Source organism: Arboricoccus pini (assembly GCF_900187945.1).
Classification (GTDB): Bacteria; Pseudomonadota; Alphaproteobacteria; order Geminicoccales; family Geminicoccaceae; genus Arboricoccus; species Arboricoccus pini.
On sequence record NZ_FYEH01000005.1, the window covers coordinates 69,682 to 87,890 of the forward strand.

An 18,209-nucleotide genomic window follows, 5' to 3' on the forward strand; every position below is an offset into this window, starting at 1 on the left:
CGCCCTCAATGCGAGGCGCGTCCAGCAATTACGACGATGCTAGAGCGATCCTTCCTTCTGGCTCTTGTATCGCCGGACCAGCTCAAGAAAGCGATCGAAGAGATAGTGGCTGTCCATCGGCCCAGGCGATGCCTCTGGATGATATTGGACCGAGAAGATGGGGTGACCTTTGATTCGCACACCTTGAATGGTTCCATCGAACAGGGATCGATGGGTTACCTCGAGATTTGCGGGCAGCGCCTCGTCGGCGATGGCGAACCCATGATTCTGGCTGGTGATCTCGACCTTGCCGGTTAACAGGTCCTGAACCGGGTGATTGGCTCCGTGGTGGCCTGCCCGCATTTTCATCGTCCGCGCGCCCGCCGCCAGTCCCAGCATCTGGTGCCCGAGGCAGATGCCAAAAATCGGCCGGTCACCTTCGAGTAACGCCTTGATGACGGGAACCGCGTAGTTGCCGGTGGCGGCGGGATCGCCGGGTCCATTGGACAGTACGATGCCATCCGGTGCCACCGCTTCGATCTCGGCATGCGTGGCTGTCGCGGGGAGAACGGTCACCTCGCAACCGGCGTTGGCGAGGCCGCGAAGAATATTTCTCTTCACGCCGTAATCAATGACGACGATGCGCAGGCCGGAATCTTCCTGCGGCAGGGCATAGCCTCCCTCGAGGTGCCAGAGGCCTTCGCGCCAACGGCTTCTCTGCGTACTGGTCACGGCTGGCACCAAGTCCATGCCGGCCAGGCCCGGCCATTCCGCGGCTGCCTTGCGAGCGGCCTCGATGTCAAGATCTCCCTCGGGAGAGACCAGAAGCGCTGCATTAAGCGAGCCCTCCCGCCGAAGCCGGCTGGTGATCTGGCGCGTATCGACGTTGGCAATGCCGGCAAGGCCGTTCGCCGTCAGCCAGCTCTCCAGGGATTGCAAGCTACGCCAGTTGGACGGATCGGTGATGTCGGCCCGAATAACGAGGCCAAGGGCCGCATGGGTCGTAGCTTCGAGATCCTCCGCATTGGCGCCGGTATTGCCGATGTGCGGAAAGGTGAACGTGACGATCTGGCCGGCGTAAGAGGGGTCGGTAAGGATTTCCTGGTAGCCGGTCATGGCCGTATTGAAGACAAGCTCGCCGACCTTGAGCCCAGGCGTGCCTATGCCATGACCGAGAAAGCAGGTGCCATCGCTCAGCACGAGTGCCGCCGTTGGGGGCAGTTCCTCTCCGCTATCCATGGCCATCCGTATCCAGCGAACGCTTTGCCGTCGACGCGCGCGCAGCGAAAGCCCCCATGCCTCTCAAGGAAGGCGGGGCGCTTATGCGTCTCGACGGTTTTTAGACGTTCCGGGTTCTAACATCCCGGATTCTTGCGTCAAGAGCCGTGCGCTCGATCCTTGATCGTTCCCCCGTCATCGGGGCATCATGCGGCACAAGCTTAGTCACTTTTTTGGCCATGGCTCGAGCGAGAGGAAGCGAATTGGTCGAGCAAGGGCTCACGCTGGACGAATTCAAGTCACGCCTCCCGCTTGCCGACATCGTGGCGCGCCACGTCAAGTTGACGAAGCGGGGGCGGGAATTTACTGGACTTTGCCCTTTCCATCAGGAGAAGAGCCCTTCGTTCAACGTCGTCGAGACCAAGGGTTTCTACCACTGCTTTGGCTGCGGGGCGCACGGCAACGCCATCGACTTCATCATGGCGATCGAACGGCTGGAATTTTCCGAGGCATTGCAACGCATAGCGGATTTAACCGGTCTTCCCGCTCCGAAAGGTGGCGGGCTCGGCCGCCCTCGCGTTGATAAGACGCTCTATGACGTTAACGCTGCCGCCGCTTTGTGGTTTGAGCAGCAGCTGCTTCTGCCTGAGGCTAAGGCTGCACGCGCCTACCTGAAGCAACGTGGTCTATCGGGCGCCGATGCGAAGCGTTTCCGCCTGGGGTGGGCGCCCGGAGGATGGCAATCCTTGCGCGATGCTCTCGTGGCGCAGGGTATGACGGAAGAAAAGCTTGTCGAGGCAGGCCTTCTGGTTCGTGCCGAAGACCGACGCCCAGCCTATGACCGGTTTCGTGAGCGGATTATTTTTCCGATCGCCGATCAGCGCGGCCGGGTAATCGCCTTTGGCGGCAGGGCGCTGGGCGATGCCAAGCCCAAATATCTCAATTCGCCCGAAACGCCTTTGTTCGACAAAGGGCGCCAGCTCTATGGCCAGGACGGTGCGTTCGTCGCTGCCCGAGACGCGGGCCCGGTTATCGTTGTCGAAGGATATATGGACGTCATCGCACTGCAGAAATCAGGCTTTGCGATGGCGGTCGCACCTTTGGGCACCGCGGTGACCGAGGATCAGCTCAAGCTGCTATGGAAACTGGGGGACGAGCCGGTCTTTTGTTTGGACGGAGATGCGGCGGGGCTGCGGGCCGCAGTGCGCGTGACCGAACGGGCGCTGCCACATCTGGCGCCCGGCAAGAGTCTACGCTTCGTCATTCTCCCGTCGGGCGAGGATCCCGATAGCATGGTGAACGGGCCAGTGTCCGGTGGCAGCAGCGGAATTGATCGCTTCCGCATGCTGCTGGACGCGCCGATTGGGATGGGAGAATTTCTCTGGCGGCACCTGACTGCCGCCGGCATTCCGGAAACCCCAGAGCGACGTGCGGCCTTGCGGCGCGATCTGCGTGCGCTTGTGACATTGATCAACGCGCAGGATGTGCGTGCCGATTATGTCCAGTTTTTTAAAGACAAGCTCGACCAAGCTGGACTGGCGCGACGCGCCTCGAATGGTTCTCGCCGAGAGCGCAGACCGCGACAAGGCAGTTCTTTGGGCGCGCGGCACTCCTTTGACGGGCCGATGCCCGGAACGGCTGCGGGGCTCCTGGCGTCCCGGATCGATCGCGAATTGATAAGGCCGGTCTTGAAAGAGCCGGAACTCCTCGAAACCTATGAGGAGGCGTTTGCGAGAGCGCCATTGCAGACGGCAGTGTTGCGCGAACTCCGCGCTGAAATTCTTGCATGGTATGCGCACACGTCACATCTTGACGCTCACGCGCTCTTGAACCACTTGACCCAGTATGGTTTTGGTAAGCTCGTCAGCACTTTGCTCGCCGAGCAGCCATTCCTCTCGGGTAAGCAAGCGGTGGGCTTCACTGACGGCGAGCGAGCGAGATGGCAGAAGAGGCTTTCTGCCGTATCGACGAATAGCCGTTCGGTTCTAGGTTCTGCGTGAGTTACCTTGGGTTGACGGATCGATATTCCTCATGTCCGGCGATGACGTCGATGAACGCGCGTTGGTGACACGCAAGGAAGGCGGCCGGTGAGTGCGAGGACCTGTCGGCCAATGCCAACGGGGCTTTGCACGTTACACGTAACGGTTTGTCGGACGGTGACGTCCGAGGAGTCGGTCGCGGGGTGCGCCCAGGCTCGTCATCAACTTTTTAATGTAGGAGGTCGCTTGCATGGCCAGAGCCCAATTGGCCAGGACCGCGAGCGCGGCGCCGAAGCCAAAGGCTGTTCAACGTCAGCGTGCAGATGATGCTTTCGAGCAAATCCTGCTGGCCATGCCGCAATTGCGTCGGATTCTGGCCCAGGCCAAGGACAAGGGATCCGTCACGATCGATCAGGTGAACAATGCTGTGCCGGCGACGTTTCCGCCGGAGCAGCTGGATGAGCTGATCGCGGTCATCGAATCTCGTGGAATTGGCGTCGTGCGTGACGACGTCGTTGGCGGCGAGGCGGAGAATGCTCGCCCCGCTCCCGAAGCCGAGGAGGCCGAGGCCAGTACCGAAGAGGCCGAGGAGACCGAGGAACAGAGCACCACGACTTCCGACGAGGACCTGGGTCGCACGGACGATCCTGTCCGGATGTATTTGCGCGAAATGGGGTCGATTGAGCTTCTGTCGCGCGAAGGCGAGATTGAGATCGCCAAGCGGATCGAAGCCGGCCGCAATATGATTTTAGAGGCTCTTTGCGAGAGCCCGCTCACTATGCGCGCTATTATCGGCTGGCGCGATGCCATTCGGGATGGCCGGACGTTGTTGCGCGAGATTATCGATCTCGAAGCCACCCAGGGCGCCGGGCCCGGACCGGAGGAGGCGCTGAGCGAGGAGCCGGCGGAGGGCGAGGAGCCGGCCGAACCTCAGCCGCCCGAAGTTGCTGAAGTCGAGGAGGATCTCGACGAGGATACGCTCTCGCTGGCCGCCCTCGAGAGCAAGTTGCGCGATAGTGTGCTTGCTACATTCGATAGCATTGCCGATTCCTATGGCACGCTGCGCGCCCTGCAGGAGGAGCGGCTCGGATTCGTCCAGGCAAACCAGGATGTTCCGGCGAAGCTCGATCAGCGTTATCAGACGGCGAGGCGCGAAATCGTCGAGTTGATGCAGCAGGTTCAGCTCAATCAGGCCCGGGTCGAGGCTTTGGTTGAGCAGTTGTTCGATATGAACAAGATGTTGCAGAGCCTCGAAGGCAAGCTCATGCGCATGGCCGTGAGCACCAAGGTGACGCGTGAGAGCTTCCTGCAACATTATATCGGCAATGAGCTCGAGCCCGAATGGCTTGCACGCGTAGCCTCTCTTAAGGATCGTGGCTGGGCGGACTTCGCCAGCCGGCACTACGAAGACATCGAATCGCTGCGAGCCGATGTTTCGTCCATTGCCGAGGAGACAGGGCTTAAGATCAACGAGTTCCGTCGTATCGTGGCTCACGTCAAAAGCGGCGTGCGCGAGGCGACGACGGCGAAGAAGGAAATGGTCGAGGCCAATCTGCGTCTCGTCATTTCGATCGCCAAGAAATACACCAATCGGGGTCTGCAGTTCCTGGACCTGATCCAGGAGGGCAATATCGGCCTCATGAAGGCCGTAGATAAATTCGAGTATCGCCGCGGCTATAAGTTTTCTACCTACGCTACCTGGTGGATACGACAGGCGATCACGCGATCGATCGCCGATCAAGCGCGCACGATCCGCATCCCCGTCCATATGATTGAGACGATCAACAAACTCGTCCGCGCCTCGCGGCAGATGCTGCACGAGTATGGCCGGGAACCGACGCCTGAAGAGCTGGCGCACAAGTTGAACATGCCGCTCGATAAAGTCCGTAAGGTCCTCAAGATCGCCAAGGAGCCGATCTCGCTGGAGACGCCGATTGGCGATGAGGAGGATTCGCATCTTGGCGACTTTATCGAGGACAAGAACGCCGTTCAGCCTCTTGAGGCCGCAACGCTCGCCAATCTGCGCGAGGCCACGACCCGGGTTCTCGCGACCCTGACGCCGCGTGAAGAGCGCGTCCTGCGCATGCGCTTTGGCATCGGGATGAACACCGACCATACGCTTGAGGAAGTGGGGCAGCAGTTCAGCGTCACCCGCGAGCGTATTCGTCAGATTGAGGCTAAGGCTCTTCGCAAGCTTAAGCACCCGAGCCGCTCGCGTAAGCTCCGGAGCTTTCTCGATACCTGAGCGGCAACTTTGCCGCAGCATACTTGCCTATCGAGTAAGGCTGCGGCTAAAGCGATGCGCATTCGCCCGTGGGGCCTGTAGCTCAGTGGTTAGAGCTGGCCGCTCATAACGGTCTGGTCGCAGGTTCGAATCCTGCCGGGCCCACCATGCGACATCAGGGACGAAATTGCCTGATGCGCCGCGCTGATACGAAAATGTCGAGATCGTGGAGGCGGGAGGCTGATCTGCCCAGGCTTGTTGTCAAAGAGCTGATTGATCTCGATGTGCTCTTGGCAGCAGATCGCCTGGCTGGTTTGCCTGCGCTGACCTTCCTGGACAGCGCCATGCGCCATGCGCATCTCGGGCGCTATTCCTTTATTGCCGCTGATCCATTTGGCTCGTTCCGTGTCGACCGGCAGGGCACGTTTTGGAACGAAGAGCGGTATGAAGGCGAACCCCTCTCGTTTTTGCGGAGCCTGCTCGAACGCTACAGGCAAGAGGCGGAGCCGGAACTGCCGCCCTTCACCGGCGGTGCTGCAGGGTTCATCGCCTACGAATTTGCGCATCATCTGGAGCGGCTGCCACCCACAACGGACAATGGCCAGCCGGACCTGCTCCTGCATTTCTACGACGTCGTGCTCGCGTTCGACCATCACCGAGGGCGCGCGTGGCTGATATCCAGTGGATGGCCAGAGGACGACGGGGATCGCCGGCTCTTGCGCGCCGAGGCCAGGGCCTCTTGGTTTCTGGATCGTTTGGCCAAAGGCCAGACGGCTCAGGCGGTCAAGCCGATCAAGCTGGAGTGGGCGCCAGCCGTCGACCGCAGCACCGTCGAGGCATCGATCGGAAGGGTCATCGAATACGTCCTGGCGGGCGATATTTTCCAGGCCAATCTGTCGCATCATTTCGAGGCTCGCTTGCCGGAGACGCCACGCCGCTGGCTGGACGTCTATCTGAATCTACGTCGTGCCAATCCCGCTACGTTCGGGGCGTGGCTGGACTATGGCGACCTCAAGATCGCCTCATGTTCGCCCGAGCGATTCATTCGCCTTGAGGGAGACGCGGTTGAAACGCGCCCCATCAAGGGTACGGCGCGTCGATCCGTGGATCCCTTGGAGGACGACCAACTGGTTGCGGCCTTGACGGGCTCGGAAAAAGAGCGGGCCGAAAACGTCATGATCGTCGATCTTCTCCGCAATGATCTTTCACGGGTCTGCCTGCCGCACTCGGTCCAGGTGCCGAGTCTTTGCGCAGTCGAAAGCTATGCGGGCCTGCATCACTTGGTCTCGACCGTCACCGGCCGGCTGCGCCCAGGACTTGATGCGCTGGATCTTCTGGCGGCGTCTTTTCCTGGCGGCTCCATCACCGGTGCTCCGAAGCTGCGCGCCATGGAGGTCATTGCCGAGTTAGAAAAGCGGCCTCGTGGGATCTATTGCGGCTGTATCGGCTATATCGGCTTCGATGGGCGCATGGACACCAACGTCGCCATCAGGACTCTGACGCTCGCCAATGGGGTAGCAAGCTTCGATGTCGGTGGCGGCATCACCGTCTTATCCGATCCCGCGCGTGAATATGAGGAGACGATGGTCAAAGCCGCTCGCCTTTTCGCCGCTTTCAGCGAGCAGATTGAGCCTCGGTTATGATCGTCCTGATCGACAATTATGACAGCTTCGTCTTCAACGTGGCCCGCTACCTGGAGGAACTCGGCAATTCGACCGATGTCGTTAGAAACGACGCGATCGACGTGGCGGCGCTGGAAGCAAAGGAGCCCGAGGCGATCATATTGTCTCCCGGCCCGTGCACGCCCAACGAGGCTGGCGTCTCGCTGGATATCGTGTCCAAACTCTCAGGAAAGATCCCTCTTCTAGGAATTTGCCTCGGACATCAGTGCATTGGCCAGGCCTTCGGCGGCGAGGTTGGTCGTGCGCGCTACCCGATGCATGGCCGGTCCTCCCTCATAGCCCACCCGGCAACGGGACTCTTCGAAGGGTTGCCATCACCCCTGGCGGTGGGGCGCTATCATTCGCTCATCGTCGATTTCGACGAGACGGCAAATGCGGACCTAGCCGTGACGGCGCGATCTTCGGAAGGGGAGATCATGGCGCTCCAGCATAAGAAGCATCCTACCGTCGGCATTCAGTTTCACCCAGAGTCAATTCTCACCGAGCACGGGCATCACATGCTCGCCAATTTCGTCGCCATCGCTAAGGCTTGGCGTCGTGTTCTGGTATGATGGAGCGATCCGACAGCTCCCACTACAGGCGTTCGACTTGCGCGACCGTGGGTTGCTCCTGGGCGACGGTGTGTTCGAGACGGTCGCCATCCGCAATCGCACGCCCTTCCAGATCGATGCGCATCTGACGCGCCTGAACGAGGGTGCCGCACGGCTCGGCATTTCCTTCGCCATCGCGCGAGCGAGTGACGCCATCCATGAGCTTGCAGCGGCCTATGACCGTCCCGACGCGATCTTGCGCTTGACGCTTACGCACGGCCCCTCGGATCGTGGCCTTGCCCGACCCCGCTCGCCGGAGCCGACAATCTTTGCGAGCATTTCGCCATGGACGCCTCCGCGCAGGGCCGAGCCGGTACGTCTAGTAACGGCGTCGATTAGACGGAACGAGACGTCGCCCTCATCCCGTCACAAGACACTCAATTACCTGGACCAGATCGCGGCTCTGGAAGAGGCGGGACGCCGGGGGGCGGACGACGCGCTCTTACTCAATACGGAAGGCCGTCCGGCCTGCGCGTCCGCTGCCAATCTCTTTGCCGTGCACGGCAGAACCTTGTTGACGCCCGCGCTCGACGAGGGAGCATTGCCGGGGACTGTCCGTCGTGCCTTGATCACAGCGGCGCCGACTCTTGGCTTTGAGCCCAAAGAAACGCGAATCAGTTGCGCCGAACTCCTGGCCGCCGACTGCGTGTTCCTTACAAACAGTGTCCGTTTCGTCCGCCATGTGCGAATGCTCGACGAAAAGCGTTATCTCGATCAGTCCCCTTATCCTGACCTGATCGTCAACTGGCTGTGGGCGGAAATGCAGCGCGAGTGCGTGGAGTCTAAACGCTGACGCCGACGGCCACCATGATGGCCAGCCAGAGCACGAACGTGAAGATGAGAACTGGTCCAAGCTCGCCGAATGCCTCGACATCCTGGACCCTCGCCGGGGTCGCTGGAAGTCCAGCTTGCGTTGTAACTGAAGCTGGGGCAGGGGAGGACGTCGAAGTCGTTGTCATTATTCTCGTACCGGGCAAGCGATGGGCAATCAACCGTCCGCCGGTGCTGGTATTCCAGCTTCCCGGGCCGACGGAGGAGATTTAGGTCATCGCGATCTTTGATGCTGTAGATTTACTGCAACGTGTCGTTGATCGACGACCATGTGTGCTCGTACGGGCACGCTCGCGGGGCCCTGCCGATTGCGCTCGCTCGATCGCGGCCCTTATCGTTTGGCGGCTTCGCCCGGTTGACAAAACAGGATGCGCGCGAGTACACGACCGGACCCGGTGGGCGCCGATGTCGCCCGCTGCGGTTGGTGTTGTACATAGTCGCATGGAAGTTCATTGGGCGACTGCCTGAAGAACAGGCGTCCCCGCGGCTTAAGCTATAGGCTCGGACAAGATGAAGACCTATTCCGCCAAGCCCGGCGAGATCGAGCGGGGCTGGTTCATTATCGACGCCGAGGGCCTAGTTCTCGGTCGGCTCGCTGCCATTCTCGCCAATCGTTTGCGCGGGAAGCACAAGCCGACGTTCACCCCCCATATGGATTGCGGTGACCACATCGTTGTCGTGAATGCGGAAAAGGTCGTCCTGACCGGCAACAAGCCGAAGCAGAAGATCTATTATCGTCACACCGGCCATCCGGGCGGATTGAAGGAGACGGTCGCGGACAAGATTCTTAGCGGTCGCTTCCCTGAGCGTGTCATCGAGGCGGCAGTCAAGCGCATGGTGCCGGCGGGCCCGCTTGGCCGTGACGTGCTGCGTAAGCTGCATGTTTATAAGGGCAGCGAGCATCCCCACCAGGGGCAGCAGCCGCAGTCGCTGGATATAGCCGCCTTCAATTCCAAGAATTCGATCGCCAGCGGCAAGGAGCAGGCCAATGTCTGAGGTCGCCCATTCGTTTGACGAACTTTCCAAGCTGCGGGGCGGAGAGGGAGAAGTTAGCTTCGAGCCGGCCGAGCCCAAGATCGACAAATTCGGCCGTGCCTATGCAACGGGTCGCCGTAAGGAGTCGGTGGCTCGGGTCTGGATCAAGCAGGGTACCGGTAAGTTCACTGTCAACGGTCGCGAGATGCCTGTCTATTTCGCTCGCCCGACCTTGCAGATGGTTATCAATCAGCCCTTCGCGACGATTAATCGCGAGGGCACATATGATGTGATCTGTACGGTCGCTGGGGGCGGGCTCTCCGGTCAGGCCGGTGCTGTGCGACATGGTCTGAGCCGAGCGCTCATCAACTTCGAGCCGGCTTTGCGCCCGGCCCTGAAGCACATGGGCTTTCTCACGCGCGATGACCGTGAGGTTGAGCGCAAGAAGTACGGTAAGGCCAAGGCTCGTCGAAGCTTCCAGTTCTCGAAGCGTTAATCTCGTCCGCTTCGAAACGGCTGTTTGTAAAACGCCCGGGCTTGCCCGGGCGTTTTCGTTTGGGTGCAAGCTTCGTTTCGATGTCTTGCCCGGCCGCCCCTTATCAAGGCTCGCGGCCGGGCCAGGCGATTAGGCTAACCTTGAGATGGTCTCATAACGGTCTGAACGACATCGATTGATCCCGTCCTGAATCCAGCTTCACAATAAGCCAGATAATAGGTCCAGATACGGCGAAAGCGTTCGTCGAAGCCCCGCTCTACGATCGATGACCAAGCGAGGTCGAAGCGCTCCCGCCAGAGGCCAAGGGTCCTGGCATAGTCACCGCCGAATGTAATAGAGTCTGTTTCCTGAAGACCCGCAGATCGGCTAACGGACTTCAAGATCGATGGCGACGGGAGCATCCCGCCGGGAAAGATGTAGCGCTGAATGAAATCGGGCGTGCGCCTATATTCGCTGAAATGATCATCGGCAATCGTGATGATCTGTAGGCCGGCGGCACCGTCTGGCGTCAGGCAAGCGCGGAGCTTGTCGAAGAACGTGCGCCAGTAGCTTTCGCCAACTGCCTCGAACATCTCGATCGACGCAATTTTATCGAACTGGCCCTCGACGTCGCGATAATCCTGAAAACGGATTTCGACCTGTTCGTTCAGCCCTTCCTCGGCGACGCGACGCCGCGCGTATGTCAGTTGCTCCTGCGAGATGGTCAGGCTCGTCACCTTCATCCCGTATTCCTTGGCCGCGAGAATGGCGAAGGTGCCCCAGCCGCTGCCTATCTCAAGGAGCCTTTGGCCGGGACCGGCACCAATCATCTTGAGCAGTCGACGGCACTTCGCCAACTGAGCCTCTGCCAATTCCTTGGTCCCGTCGACGAAAGCGGCGGCCGAATAGAGCATGGTTGGATCGAGCCAACTCGCGAAGAAGTCGTTGCCCAGGTCGTAATGCGCGTGGATGTTTCGCCGACTTCCATGTTTGGTGTTGGTTCGAAATGCGTGCTGCAGGCGCCGGATGGCCCGATTGAGTGTGCTCCCGTAGTAGGACGTGCCCCAGGCATCTTGATTTCGATCCAAAAGCTCCAGAAGTGTCGACAGATCCGGACTATCCCAATCGCCATCGAGAAAGCTCTCGGCAAAGCCAACCGCACCGCCAGTCATATAGCGACGCATGATTCGCCCGTTGCGCAGGACAATCGTCGCTGCCGGGCCGGGATTCTCACCTTCGACCACCCGTTGTGATCCATCGGGCAGAACGATGGTCAAGCGCCCAATGACGAGTCGTTCGGACATGGCAAGGAGTGCGGCGATCGCCGGTCCGTGGCGCCCCAGATTACCTATGGCTCGCCCACGACCATCCGCGGTTCGATGCCCCACCATCTTCATGCCCAAATCCTCTGTCATGTCTGGCTGGCGATTAATCTAACGAGGAGATTGGCGGCGGTCGACGGCGAGCATCGCAAGGATGGATTGGAAACGTCACCTTTGGTACATCCATGTTCTACATGGGTTCCGGTGACGAACGCCTGTTAGACTACAAAGTCATGTTAAAAGGCCTCGCTAGAGGCATGAGGCCAGAACATGGAGACGACCGTGGCTGACGAGAACTATGGGGAAACGACGATTGATCGGCCGGGCAGAGGTCGCATCTACGATTCGATCGCGGAGACAATCGGCAACACGCCGCTCGTACGACTGCATCGCCTTTCCGAGACAGCAGGATCGAAAGCCGACATCCTTTTAAAATTGGAGTTCTTCAATCCGCTTGCCAGCGTCAAGGATCGCATCGGTGTCGCGATGGTCGATGCGCTGGAGCGCGAGGGCAAGCTCAAGCCAGGCGGAACCCTTATCGAGCCGACGTCGGGCAATACGGGCATCGCATTGGCGTTCGTTGCGGCAGCAAGGGGCTATCGGCTGATTTTGACCATGCCCGAATCGATGTCTATGGAACGGCGCAAAATGCTGAAATTCCTCGGCGCGGAAATTGAGCTGACGCCGCGGGAAAAGGGGATGAAAGGAGCCATCGCCCGCGCACACGAGCTGCTCGAGGCGATCCCGGGAGCTGTGATGCCCGGACAATTTTCCAATCCGGCCAATCCCGCCATCCATCGTCGGACGACCGCCGAGGAAATTTGGCGCGATACGGATGGAAAAGTGGACGCGTTGATCTCGGGCGTCGGGACGGGCGGTACGTTGACCGGTACTGCGCAAGTGCTGAAGGAGCGCAAGCCTGCCGTCAAAGTGATCGCTGTAGAGCCGGAGGCTAGTCCCGTTCTTTCGGGCGGTGCGCCGGCGCCCCACATGATTCAGGGAATTGGTGCTGGCTTCGTGCCGGAGATCCTCGATACCGACCTCATCGACGAAATCATCAAGATCGCCAATGAGACGGCTTTCGACACGTCGCGCAAGCTCGCTCGGCTCGAAGGTATTCCTGGTGGGATTTCTTCCGGCGCCGCCGTGGCGGCCGCTCTCGAGATCGGCAAGCGTCCAGATTATGCTGGGAAGACCATCGTAGCGATCATCCCATCTTTCGCCGAGCGCTATATGACCACGCCCCTCTTCGAGGGTCTTTGAGGATGGGCAGATCCGAGCATGGTGGGCGGTATAGGGATCGAACCTATGACCCCTCCCGTGTGAAGGGAGTGCTCTACCGCTGAGCTAACCGCCCGGTCGCGGCTGTCTATGATGATCAGTGGCAGGCTTGTCAAGCGCTGGAGCGAACCTCGCCCAGCGCCTGACAGAGCTCGCCAAAGCCATCAATGACGCGATCCGGGCCGAGCTCTCGGGCAGGGACGGATGTATAGCCGAACGATACGAGAATGCAGGGTACGCCAAGGGCTCTGGCGGTCAGCAGATCATTTTGGCTATCGCCAACCATCACGGCATCGCAGCGATCGGCCCCCATTCGATCAAGTGTCGTCTGCAGATGGCCTGGATGGGGCTTGCGTATGTCGAGTGCGTCGCCACCGACGACGGCATCGAAAAACTGCGAGATGTTCAGGGCCTCGAGCAGCAGTTCAGAAGGACGCTGTGGCTTGTTTGTACAGACCCCGAGCTTGGCGCCCTGCGCGCGGACTTCCTCAAGCGCCGTGGTGACGCCGTCATAGAGATGGCTGGTCCGGCAAGGCTCGCTTGTATAGCGGTCTATAAACTCGGCATAGAGATGATCGATCTCCTGCGAAGTCCGTTCTTGTCCGGCTGCGGCCAGGGCACGGTCCAGCAACGCTCTGGCGCCGTCGCCAATCATTCCACGCACCGCGGACAAAGGCGGGGCGCTCAAGCCCAGCGTCTGCATCACCTCGCTCAAGACCAGATGTAAGTCTGGTGCGGTCTCGACAAGAGTCCCATCGAGGTCGAAAATGATCGCCTGCATGCGGTTCTGCTCAGTCAGTCAGAAAGGGCAGCGGCATTTTTGAGATCGTGGGCGGCTTGAAATCGCTTCCAGCCGTCGTCTGCCGATTTCATCGCCGCTGATATCGATATAGGAGGAAGCGTTTCGGGTCCCGGCGCAAGGACCCTATCGCCGCAGGCTGGAGATCAATCAAGATGACCGATCGCGTGTCCGTGATCATTTTAGCGGCGGGGCGCGGGACGAGGATGAGAAGTCCGCTGCCCAAAGTACTGCATTCGATCGGTGGTCTGTCGATGATCGGGCATGTCCTGCGAACGGCAAGATCGCTTCGCCCGGCCAATATCGTTGTCGTCCTGGCGCCTGAAATGGAGGACGTCGCGATCGAAGTGCGTCGCCTCGTCCCAGAAGCGATTATCGCCTTGCAGCGTGAGCAGCATGGCACAGGCGATGCCGTCCGGTCGGCCGTCGAGGCATTGCCTGCCGAGGGTGCCTGGCTCGTGCTCTATGGCGATACCCCGCTCATGACGAACGCTACGGCGACCGCGATGATAACATCCATCGAGCGCGGTGCGGCCGTCGCGGCTTTTGGCATGACGCCACCGGAATCGCGCGGGTATGGCAGGCTGCAGCTGCGTGGCGACCAACTGGCCGCCATCGTCGAGGAACGCCACGCCGATGAAGAGTTACGGCGCAACGGCCTATGCAATGCCGGTGCCATGGCTTTCGATGGCACCCGCGCGTCGACTCTCCTCGATGCCATGGAATGGCGAGCTGACAAAGGAGAGTTCTACCTGACTGATTGTGTTCATCTCGCCGATCAAAGGGGGTGGTCGTGCGAGGCGATCGAGGCTTCCTGGGTCGATGGGGTTGGCGTCAATTCTCAGGCTCAGCGAGCCGAAGCAGAGCAACTGTTCCAGGAGCGACGTCGAACTGAATTCATGGACGCAGGCGTAACGCTGACCGCGCCTTCAACCCTGTTCGTTTCGGCCGACACGAGCATCGCTGCCGGTGCGAGGATCGAGCCCTATGTGGTGATGCGGGGCAACGTCGCGGTCGGCGCGAATGTCCATATATTGGGCTTTAGCCACATCGAGGATGCTACCATTGCAGCCGACGCCGTCATTGGACCATTCGCCCGACTTCGGCCGGGCGCAAATATTGGCGAGCGGGCGCATGTGGGGAATTTCGTCGAGGTCAAGAACTCCACCCTCGAGACGGGGGCCAAGGCAAATCACCTGTCTTATCTGGGTGATGCCGACATCGGTGCCGGCGCCAACATCGGAGCAGGCACGATCACGTGTAATTATGATGGAGTTGCCAAGCACCGGACGACAATTGGCGCCGGAAGCTTCGTCGGTTCCAACAGTTCGCTCGTCGCGCCTGTGAGAGTGGGTGAGGGGGCCATTGTCGCCGCAGGCAGCGTCATCACCGCCGATGTTCCGGATGAGGCATTGGCGCTGGCGCGAAGCCGGCAGACGGTGCTCGCGGAGCGGGCGCCCGTCCTTCGACAGACATTCAAGGATCGTGCCGCAGTGAAGAAAGCGCGCTGACGCCGATGACGGTTCGTGCGCCCTTAACGACCTAACGCCCGGGATTTCCATGCGCTCATCAAATGTCTTGCTTGTTCTCGTCTGCCTCGTCGTGTCCTCACCAGCATGGAGTGCTGCACTGGACGACGCACGCCAGGGTTCAGCCGCCTACATTCAAGGTGACCTGAAAGGTGCTCTTGCCAGTCTATCGAGGGCGATCGATTCGGGCGAGCTTTCGGGTGGGAACTTGGCAGCGGCGCTAAATAATCGAGCCGTCATCTACGATGCGATGGGAAAGCAAAGCGAGGCGATTGACGACTATGAGCGTGCTCTCTCAACGACGCCTGATAATGACAAGCTGAAAGCAAATCTGGCCCGAACCCTTCTGCGGCAAGGTGATGCGGCGCTCGGCAAGGGCGATAAAGGTACCGCACGCAGAGATTATGAGCGAGCTATCGCTCTCATGCCCGACTCGCCCGAGGCCGCCGCTCGGCAAAATGCCATCAGGTCCGTTCAGGGCAATCCAGCAGGAACTCAGGGTAGCGTGGCCAAAGGACAGAATGCAGCGGTCGGTGATTCGGGATCTCAGGTCGAGCAAAGTCAGGTGCCCCCCGAGACGCATGGCAACAATTCGGGTGCCGCCAGCTACAGCGTTGTCAAGGCGGTCAATGTGAGAGGCGGCCCGGATACAGGCGCGCCTATCCTCTCGACCCTGAACGAGGGCGAGATTGTTGAAGCGATTGGCGAAACCAATGGTTGGCTGGCTCTACGCCTAGGCGATGGCGGCACGGGTTACGTTTACGGCACCTATCTGCAACGCCGCTGAAAGAGATGTGAAGAAAGCTAAAATTCCGAAGACCGCGGTATTCTTAACACAATAGATTAGGATTTCCCGCTAAGTCCTAGGAAGATAACGAACAGCGTGCCATAGTGGGGGTATCGAGAGCTGTGGGACACGCTATGGGCGGGAGCCGCGATGCCTAAAAGCATGAGGTCTGGATCCGTTTGGGTGGGGGCAATCCTGCTGGTGTTGCTTACCGCCACCAGCGCCATTGCTCGCACGACCTACATCGTGGTGGACCATCTGTCCGGCAGCATAATCTCCTCCGATGGAGCAGATGAAGTCAATTATCCAGCGTCGCTGACAAAAATGATGACGCTGTATCTTCTATTCGATGCTCTAGAACAGCATCGATTAACCTTGGACTCGCCCATACATATTTCCGCGCATGCAGCGTCGATGCCACCCACGAAGATGGGATTGAAGCCAGGATCCACGATCCGCGTTGAAGACGCAATCTATGCTGTGATCATCCGCTCGGCGAACGATGTTGCTGCTGCCATAGGCGAAGAACTGGGTGGAAGCGAGCAACGGTTCGCGCAGATCATGACCCGCACAGCTCGGCAGATAGGCATGCGCTCGACAACCTTCCGCAATGCTTCAGGTTTGCCGGATGACCAGCAGGTCACGACGGCCAGAGACATAGCGACGCTTGCTCGCCACCTTATCAGTGATCATCCCACCTACTATCACTACTTCTCGGCGGAAGGTTTTAATTTCAGGGGGCGGCGCATCAATACGCATAATCCGCTCGTGATTACCTACAAAGGCATGGACGGCCTGAAGACAGGCTATATTCATGCCGCCGGCTATAACCTCGCCTCTTCTGCTGTGCGCGATGGCCGTCGCCTTGTGGGCGTGATCCTCGGCGGCCAATCCACGGCTCAGCGAAACCAGACGATGGTGCGCCTCCTGGACGCTGCCTGGAACAGCGTGCCGCAAAAGCCGATGGTTGCTGGCTTGTCGCGCAACACAACTGTAGCCAGCACGTCGACCGAGACGATACCGGTCAGTGGGCGGCAAGTTTATATCGCCAAGGCAGCACCCCAGTTCGTCGCGCCGAACGACTCGGTGCAGGGATTTGTCGACGCATCCACACCGATGCCCCAGGCGGGGGGCGAGGAGGCCGCCACTCGAAGAAGCGTCAGGAGCCGGCCGACGCCGCCCGCTGCCTCGGTCGCCACGAAGTCGCGGCGCGCGACGACGGGGGCTTTTGCCCTGCAAGTTGGTGCTTTCAAACAGCGATCTTCGGCGCTTGACATGGCAAAGACTTCCATGAAAAGCCTCCGTGGGTTGCCGTCCGGGGCAGGTGTCGACGTCGCCCGGGCCAGCAGGGGTAAGGCCGTCTATCTGGCACGGATCGTTGGTCTCGACCGGGCCGCGGCCGACAGGGCCTGTGCCGTCCTGAAAAAGTCCTCGCATCAGTGCTTCGTCGTTCCCGCGGGGGAGATTATGGCCGCGAACTAGCTGCTCCGGCTCGGGATTATACCGCACTGAAGTGGCGAAGATTAGGTCCATGGAGGCGGCGTTGCCCAGGGGCCGGGAGCCCCAGGGCGACGTCGCAGACGTTTAGAAATGAACCCAGCCGGTCTGCGCAAGTTCCAATTGCTGACCCTGCCGATCCAGCGCCCTGACGCCTCGGCGTTCAGTGACGCGACCAATCTGGGTGATCGGAACGCCTGCGCGTTTCGCCGCCATTAGGGCTTCTTCGATCTTCCCAGGCGGTACCGTGAAAGCAAGCTCATAATCGTCGCCTCCGCTAAGCGCTGCCTCAAGCGCTCCCGGGAGCGAGCGAGCCGCTTCTGACAGCGGTAAATTGACAATGTCGATATCGATGCCCACCGCCGAAGTCGAAGCGATGTGTCCCAGGTCGGCAAGCAACCCGTCTGAAACATCAATGGCTGCGCCCGCCACTCCCAGGAGTGCCTGGCCGAGAGCTATGCGGGGGCGAGGAAGGCGATAGCGGTCCACGAGAGCTAGTGCCTCGTCCTCGGTGGCGGCAAGGCCACGCAACACGCGCAGCCCTAGCGCCGCATCACCCAAGGTGCCTGAGACAAAAACGAGGTCGCCGATCTTAGCGGCGCTGCGGGTGAGCGCATGTCCCTTCGGAACAGAACCGAGGATCGTCAAGCTAAGAACGAGCGGGCCTGAGGTCGAGACCGTGTCGCCTCCTAAAAGATGGACTGCGAATTCACGCTGGTCCGCCGCCAGCCCTTTGGCGAAAGTCGGGAAGAAATCGGCCTGCAATGTGGGCGGCCAAGCGATCATCGTCAGGTAGCCGAACGGTTTTGCTCCCATTGCGGCCATGTCCGAAAGATTGGTCCGCAATAGCTTGCGGGCGATCAGATCGACCGGATCACTGCTCAGAAAATGCACGTTCTCGACGAGTGCATCTTTCGCAATGACAATTTGCTCGTTAGAGCAACAATCAATCAGAGCGGCGTCATCCGTAAGAGCCAGAGCGCCAGGAAAGCCCTTTGCCAGCGGCTTCAGGTAGCGATTGATCATGCCGAATTCGTCGAG

General features: G+C 60.1%; 15 protein-coding genes and 2 tRNA genes. 12 read left to right on the forward strand and 5 right to left on the reverse strand.

Translation table 11 applies throughout. From position 1 onward, the window contains the following. Positions 1 to 39: 39 nt before the first annotated feature. Positions 40 to 1,224, reverse strand: a complete 1,185-nt coding sequence (gene carA, locus CFB17_RS08375; protein ID WP_088561076.1) for a glutamine-hydrolyzing carbamoyl-phosphate synthase small subunit — start codon at positions 1,222 to 1,224, stop codon at positions 40 to 42. A 236-nt stretch (positions 1,225 to 1,460) separates the two neighbouring features. Here carA and dnaG point away from each other — a divergent pair, with 236 nt between their 5' ends. The 8 genes from dnaG to rpsI all read left to right on the forward strand — a co-directional run bounded on the left by dnaG (position 1,461) and on the right by rpsI (position 9,974). Next, entirely contained in the window at positions 1,461 to 3,197 is a 1,737-nt protein-coding gene (dnaG, locus tag CFB17_RS08380; RefSeq protein WP_165769498.1) for a DNA primase, read from the forward strand. A gap of 229 nt (positions 3,198 to 3,426) precedes the next feature. Next, positions 3,427 to 5,421, forward strand: a complete 1,995-nt coding sequence (gene rpoD, locus CFB17_RS08385) for an RNA polymerase sigma factor RpoD (protein WP_088561080.1) — start codon at positions 3,427 to 3,429, stop codon at positions 5,419 to 5,421. A 71-nt stretch (positions 5,422 to 5,492) separates the two neighbouring features. Beyond that, positions 5,493 to 5,568: transfer RNA gene (locus tag CFB17_RS08390), tRNA-Ile, on the forward strand. A gap of 122 nt (positions 5,569 to 5,690) precedes the next feature. Next, positions 5,691 to 7,043 carry an aminodeoxychorismate synthase component I gene (gene pabB / locus CFB17_RS08395; protein ID WP_165769499.1) on the forward strand — a complete coding sequence of 451 codons (1,353 nt, stop codon included), beginning with the start codon at positions 5,691 to 5,693 and terminating at the stop codon, positions 7,041 to 7,043. Then, positions 7,040 to 7,633, forward strand: a complete 594-nt coding sequence (locus CFB17_RS08400) for an anthranilate synthase component II (protein ID WP_088561084.1) — start codon at positions 7,040 to 7,042, stop codon at positions 7,631 to 7,633. Before pabB ends, CFB17_RS08400 begins: the two co-directional genes overlap by 4 nt. Next, positions 7,620 to 8,465, forward strand: a complete 846-nt coding sequence (locus CFB17_RS08405) for an aminotransferase class IV (RefSeq protein WP_165769500.1) — start codon at positions 7,620 to 7,622, stop codon at positions 8,463 to 8,465. Before CFB17_RS08400 ends, CFB17_RS08405 begins: the two co-directional genes overlap by 14 nt. A gap of 548 nt (positions 8,466 to 9,013) precedes the next feature. Then, positions 9,014 to 9,499, forward strand: a complete 486-nt coding sequence (gene rplM / locus CFB17_RS08410) for a 50S ribosomal protein L13 (RefSeq protein ID WP_088561088.1) — start codon at positions 9,014 to 9,016, stop codon at positions 9,497 to 9,499. Then, positions 9,492 to 9,974, forward strand: a complete 483-nt coding sequence (gene rpsI / locus CFB17_RS08415) for a 30S ribosomal protein S9 (RefSeq protein WP_088561090.1) — start codon at positions 9,492 to 9,494, stop codon at positions 9,972 to 9,974. Before rplM ends, rpsI begins: the two co-directional genes overlap by 8 nt. Positions 9,975 to 10,108: 134 nt before the next feature. On the opposite strand, the gene CFB17_RS08420 is transcribed toward rpsI, so the two are convergent. Continuing rightward, positions 10,109 to 11,368, reverse strand: coding sequence for an SAM-dependent methyltransferase (locus CFB17_RS08420; protein WP_088561091.1), 1,260 nt, complete (start codon positions 11,366 to 11,368; stop codon positions 10,109 to 10,111). A gap of 177 nt (positions 11,369 to 11,545) precedes the next feature. Between CFB17_RS08420 and cysK the strand changes: the two genes are divergently transcribed. After that, entirely contained in the window at positions 11,546 to 12,538 is a 993-nt protein-coding gene (cysK, locus tag CFB17_RS08425; RefSeq protein ID WP_088561094.1) for a cysteine synthase A, read from the forward strand. Positions 12,539 to 12,557: 19 nt separating this feature from the next. On the opposite strand, the gene CFB17_RS08430 is transcribed toward cysK, so the two are convergent. Together CFB17_RS08430 and gph are read right to left on the reverse strand one after the other, a co-directional pair. Further along, a tRNA-Val gene (locus CFB17_RS08430) sits at positions 12,558 to 12,632 on the reverse strand. Positions 12,633 to 12,668: 36 nt separating this feature from the next. Further along, a complete protein-coding gene (gene gph / locus CFB17_RS08435; RefSeq protein WP_088561096.1) occupies positions 12,669 to 13,337 on the reverse strand; it encodes a phosphoglycolate phosphatase in 669 nt (222 codons plus the stop codon). 173 nt (positions 13,338 to 13,510) lie between these two features. Here gph and glmU point away from each other — a divergent pair, with 173 nt between their 5' ends. The 3 genes from glmU (at position 13,511) to CFB17_RS08450 (ending at position 17,153) form a co-directional block, all read left to right on the forward strand. Next, positions 13,511 to 14,866, forward strand: coding sequence for a bifunctional UDP-N-acetylglucosamine diphosphorylase/glucosamine-1-phosphate N-acetyltransferase GlmU (glmU, locus tag CFB17_RS08440; RefSeq protein WP_088561098.1), 1,356 nt, complete (start codon positions 13,511 to 13,513; stop codon positions 14,864 to 14,866). A gap of 49 nt (positions 14,867 to 14,915) precedes the next feature. Further along, positions 14,916 to 15,671, forward strand: a complete 756-nt coding sequence (locus tag CFB17_RS08445; RefSeq protein WP_088561100.1) for an SH3 domain-containing protein — start codon at positions 14,916 to 14,918, stop codon at positions 15,669 to 15,671. 150 nt (positions 15,672 to 15,821) lie between these two features. Next, on the forward strand, positions 15,822 to 17,153 hold the full coding sequence (locus CFB17_RS08450; RefSeq protein ID WP_088561102.1) for a D-alanyl-D-alanine carboxypeptidase family protein: 1,332 nt from the start codon (positions 15,822 to 15,824) through the stop codon (positions 17,151 to 17,153). A 102-nt stretch (positions 17,154 to 17,255) separates the two neighbouring features. On the opposite strand, the gene thiL is transcribed toward CFB17_RS08450, so the two are convergent. After that, positions 17,256 to 18,194, reverse strand: coding sequence for a thiamine-phosphate kinase (gene thiL / locus CFB17_RS08455; RefSeq protein ID WP_088561299.1), 939 nt, complete (start codon positions 18,192 to 18,194; stop codon positions 17,256 to 17,258). Between the last annotated feature and the right edge of the window lie 15 nt (positions 18,195 to 18,209).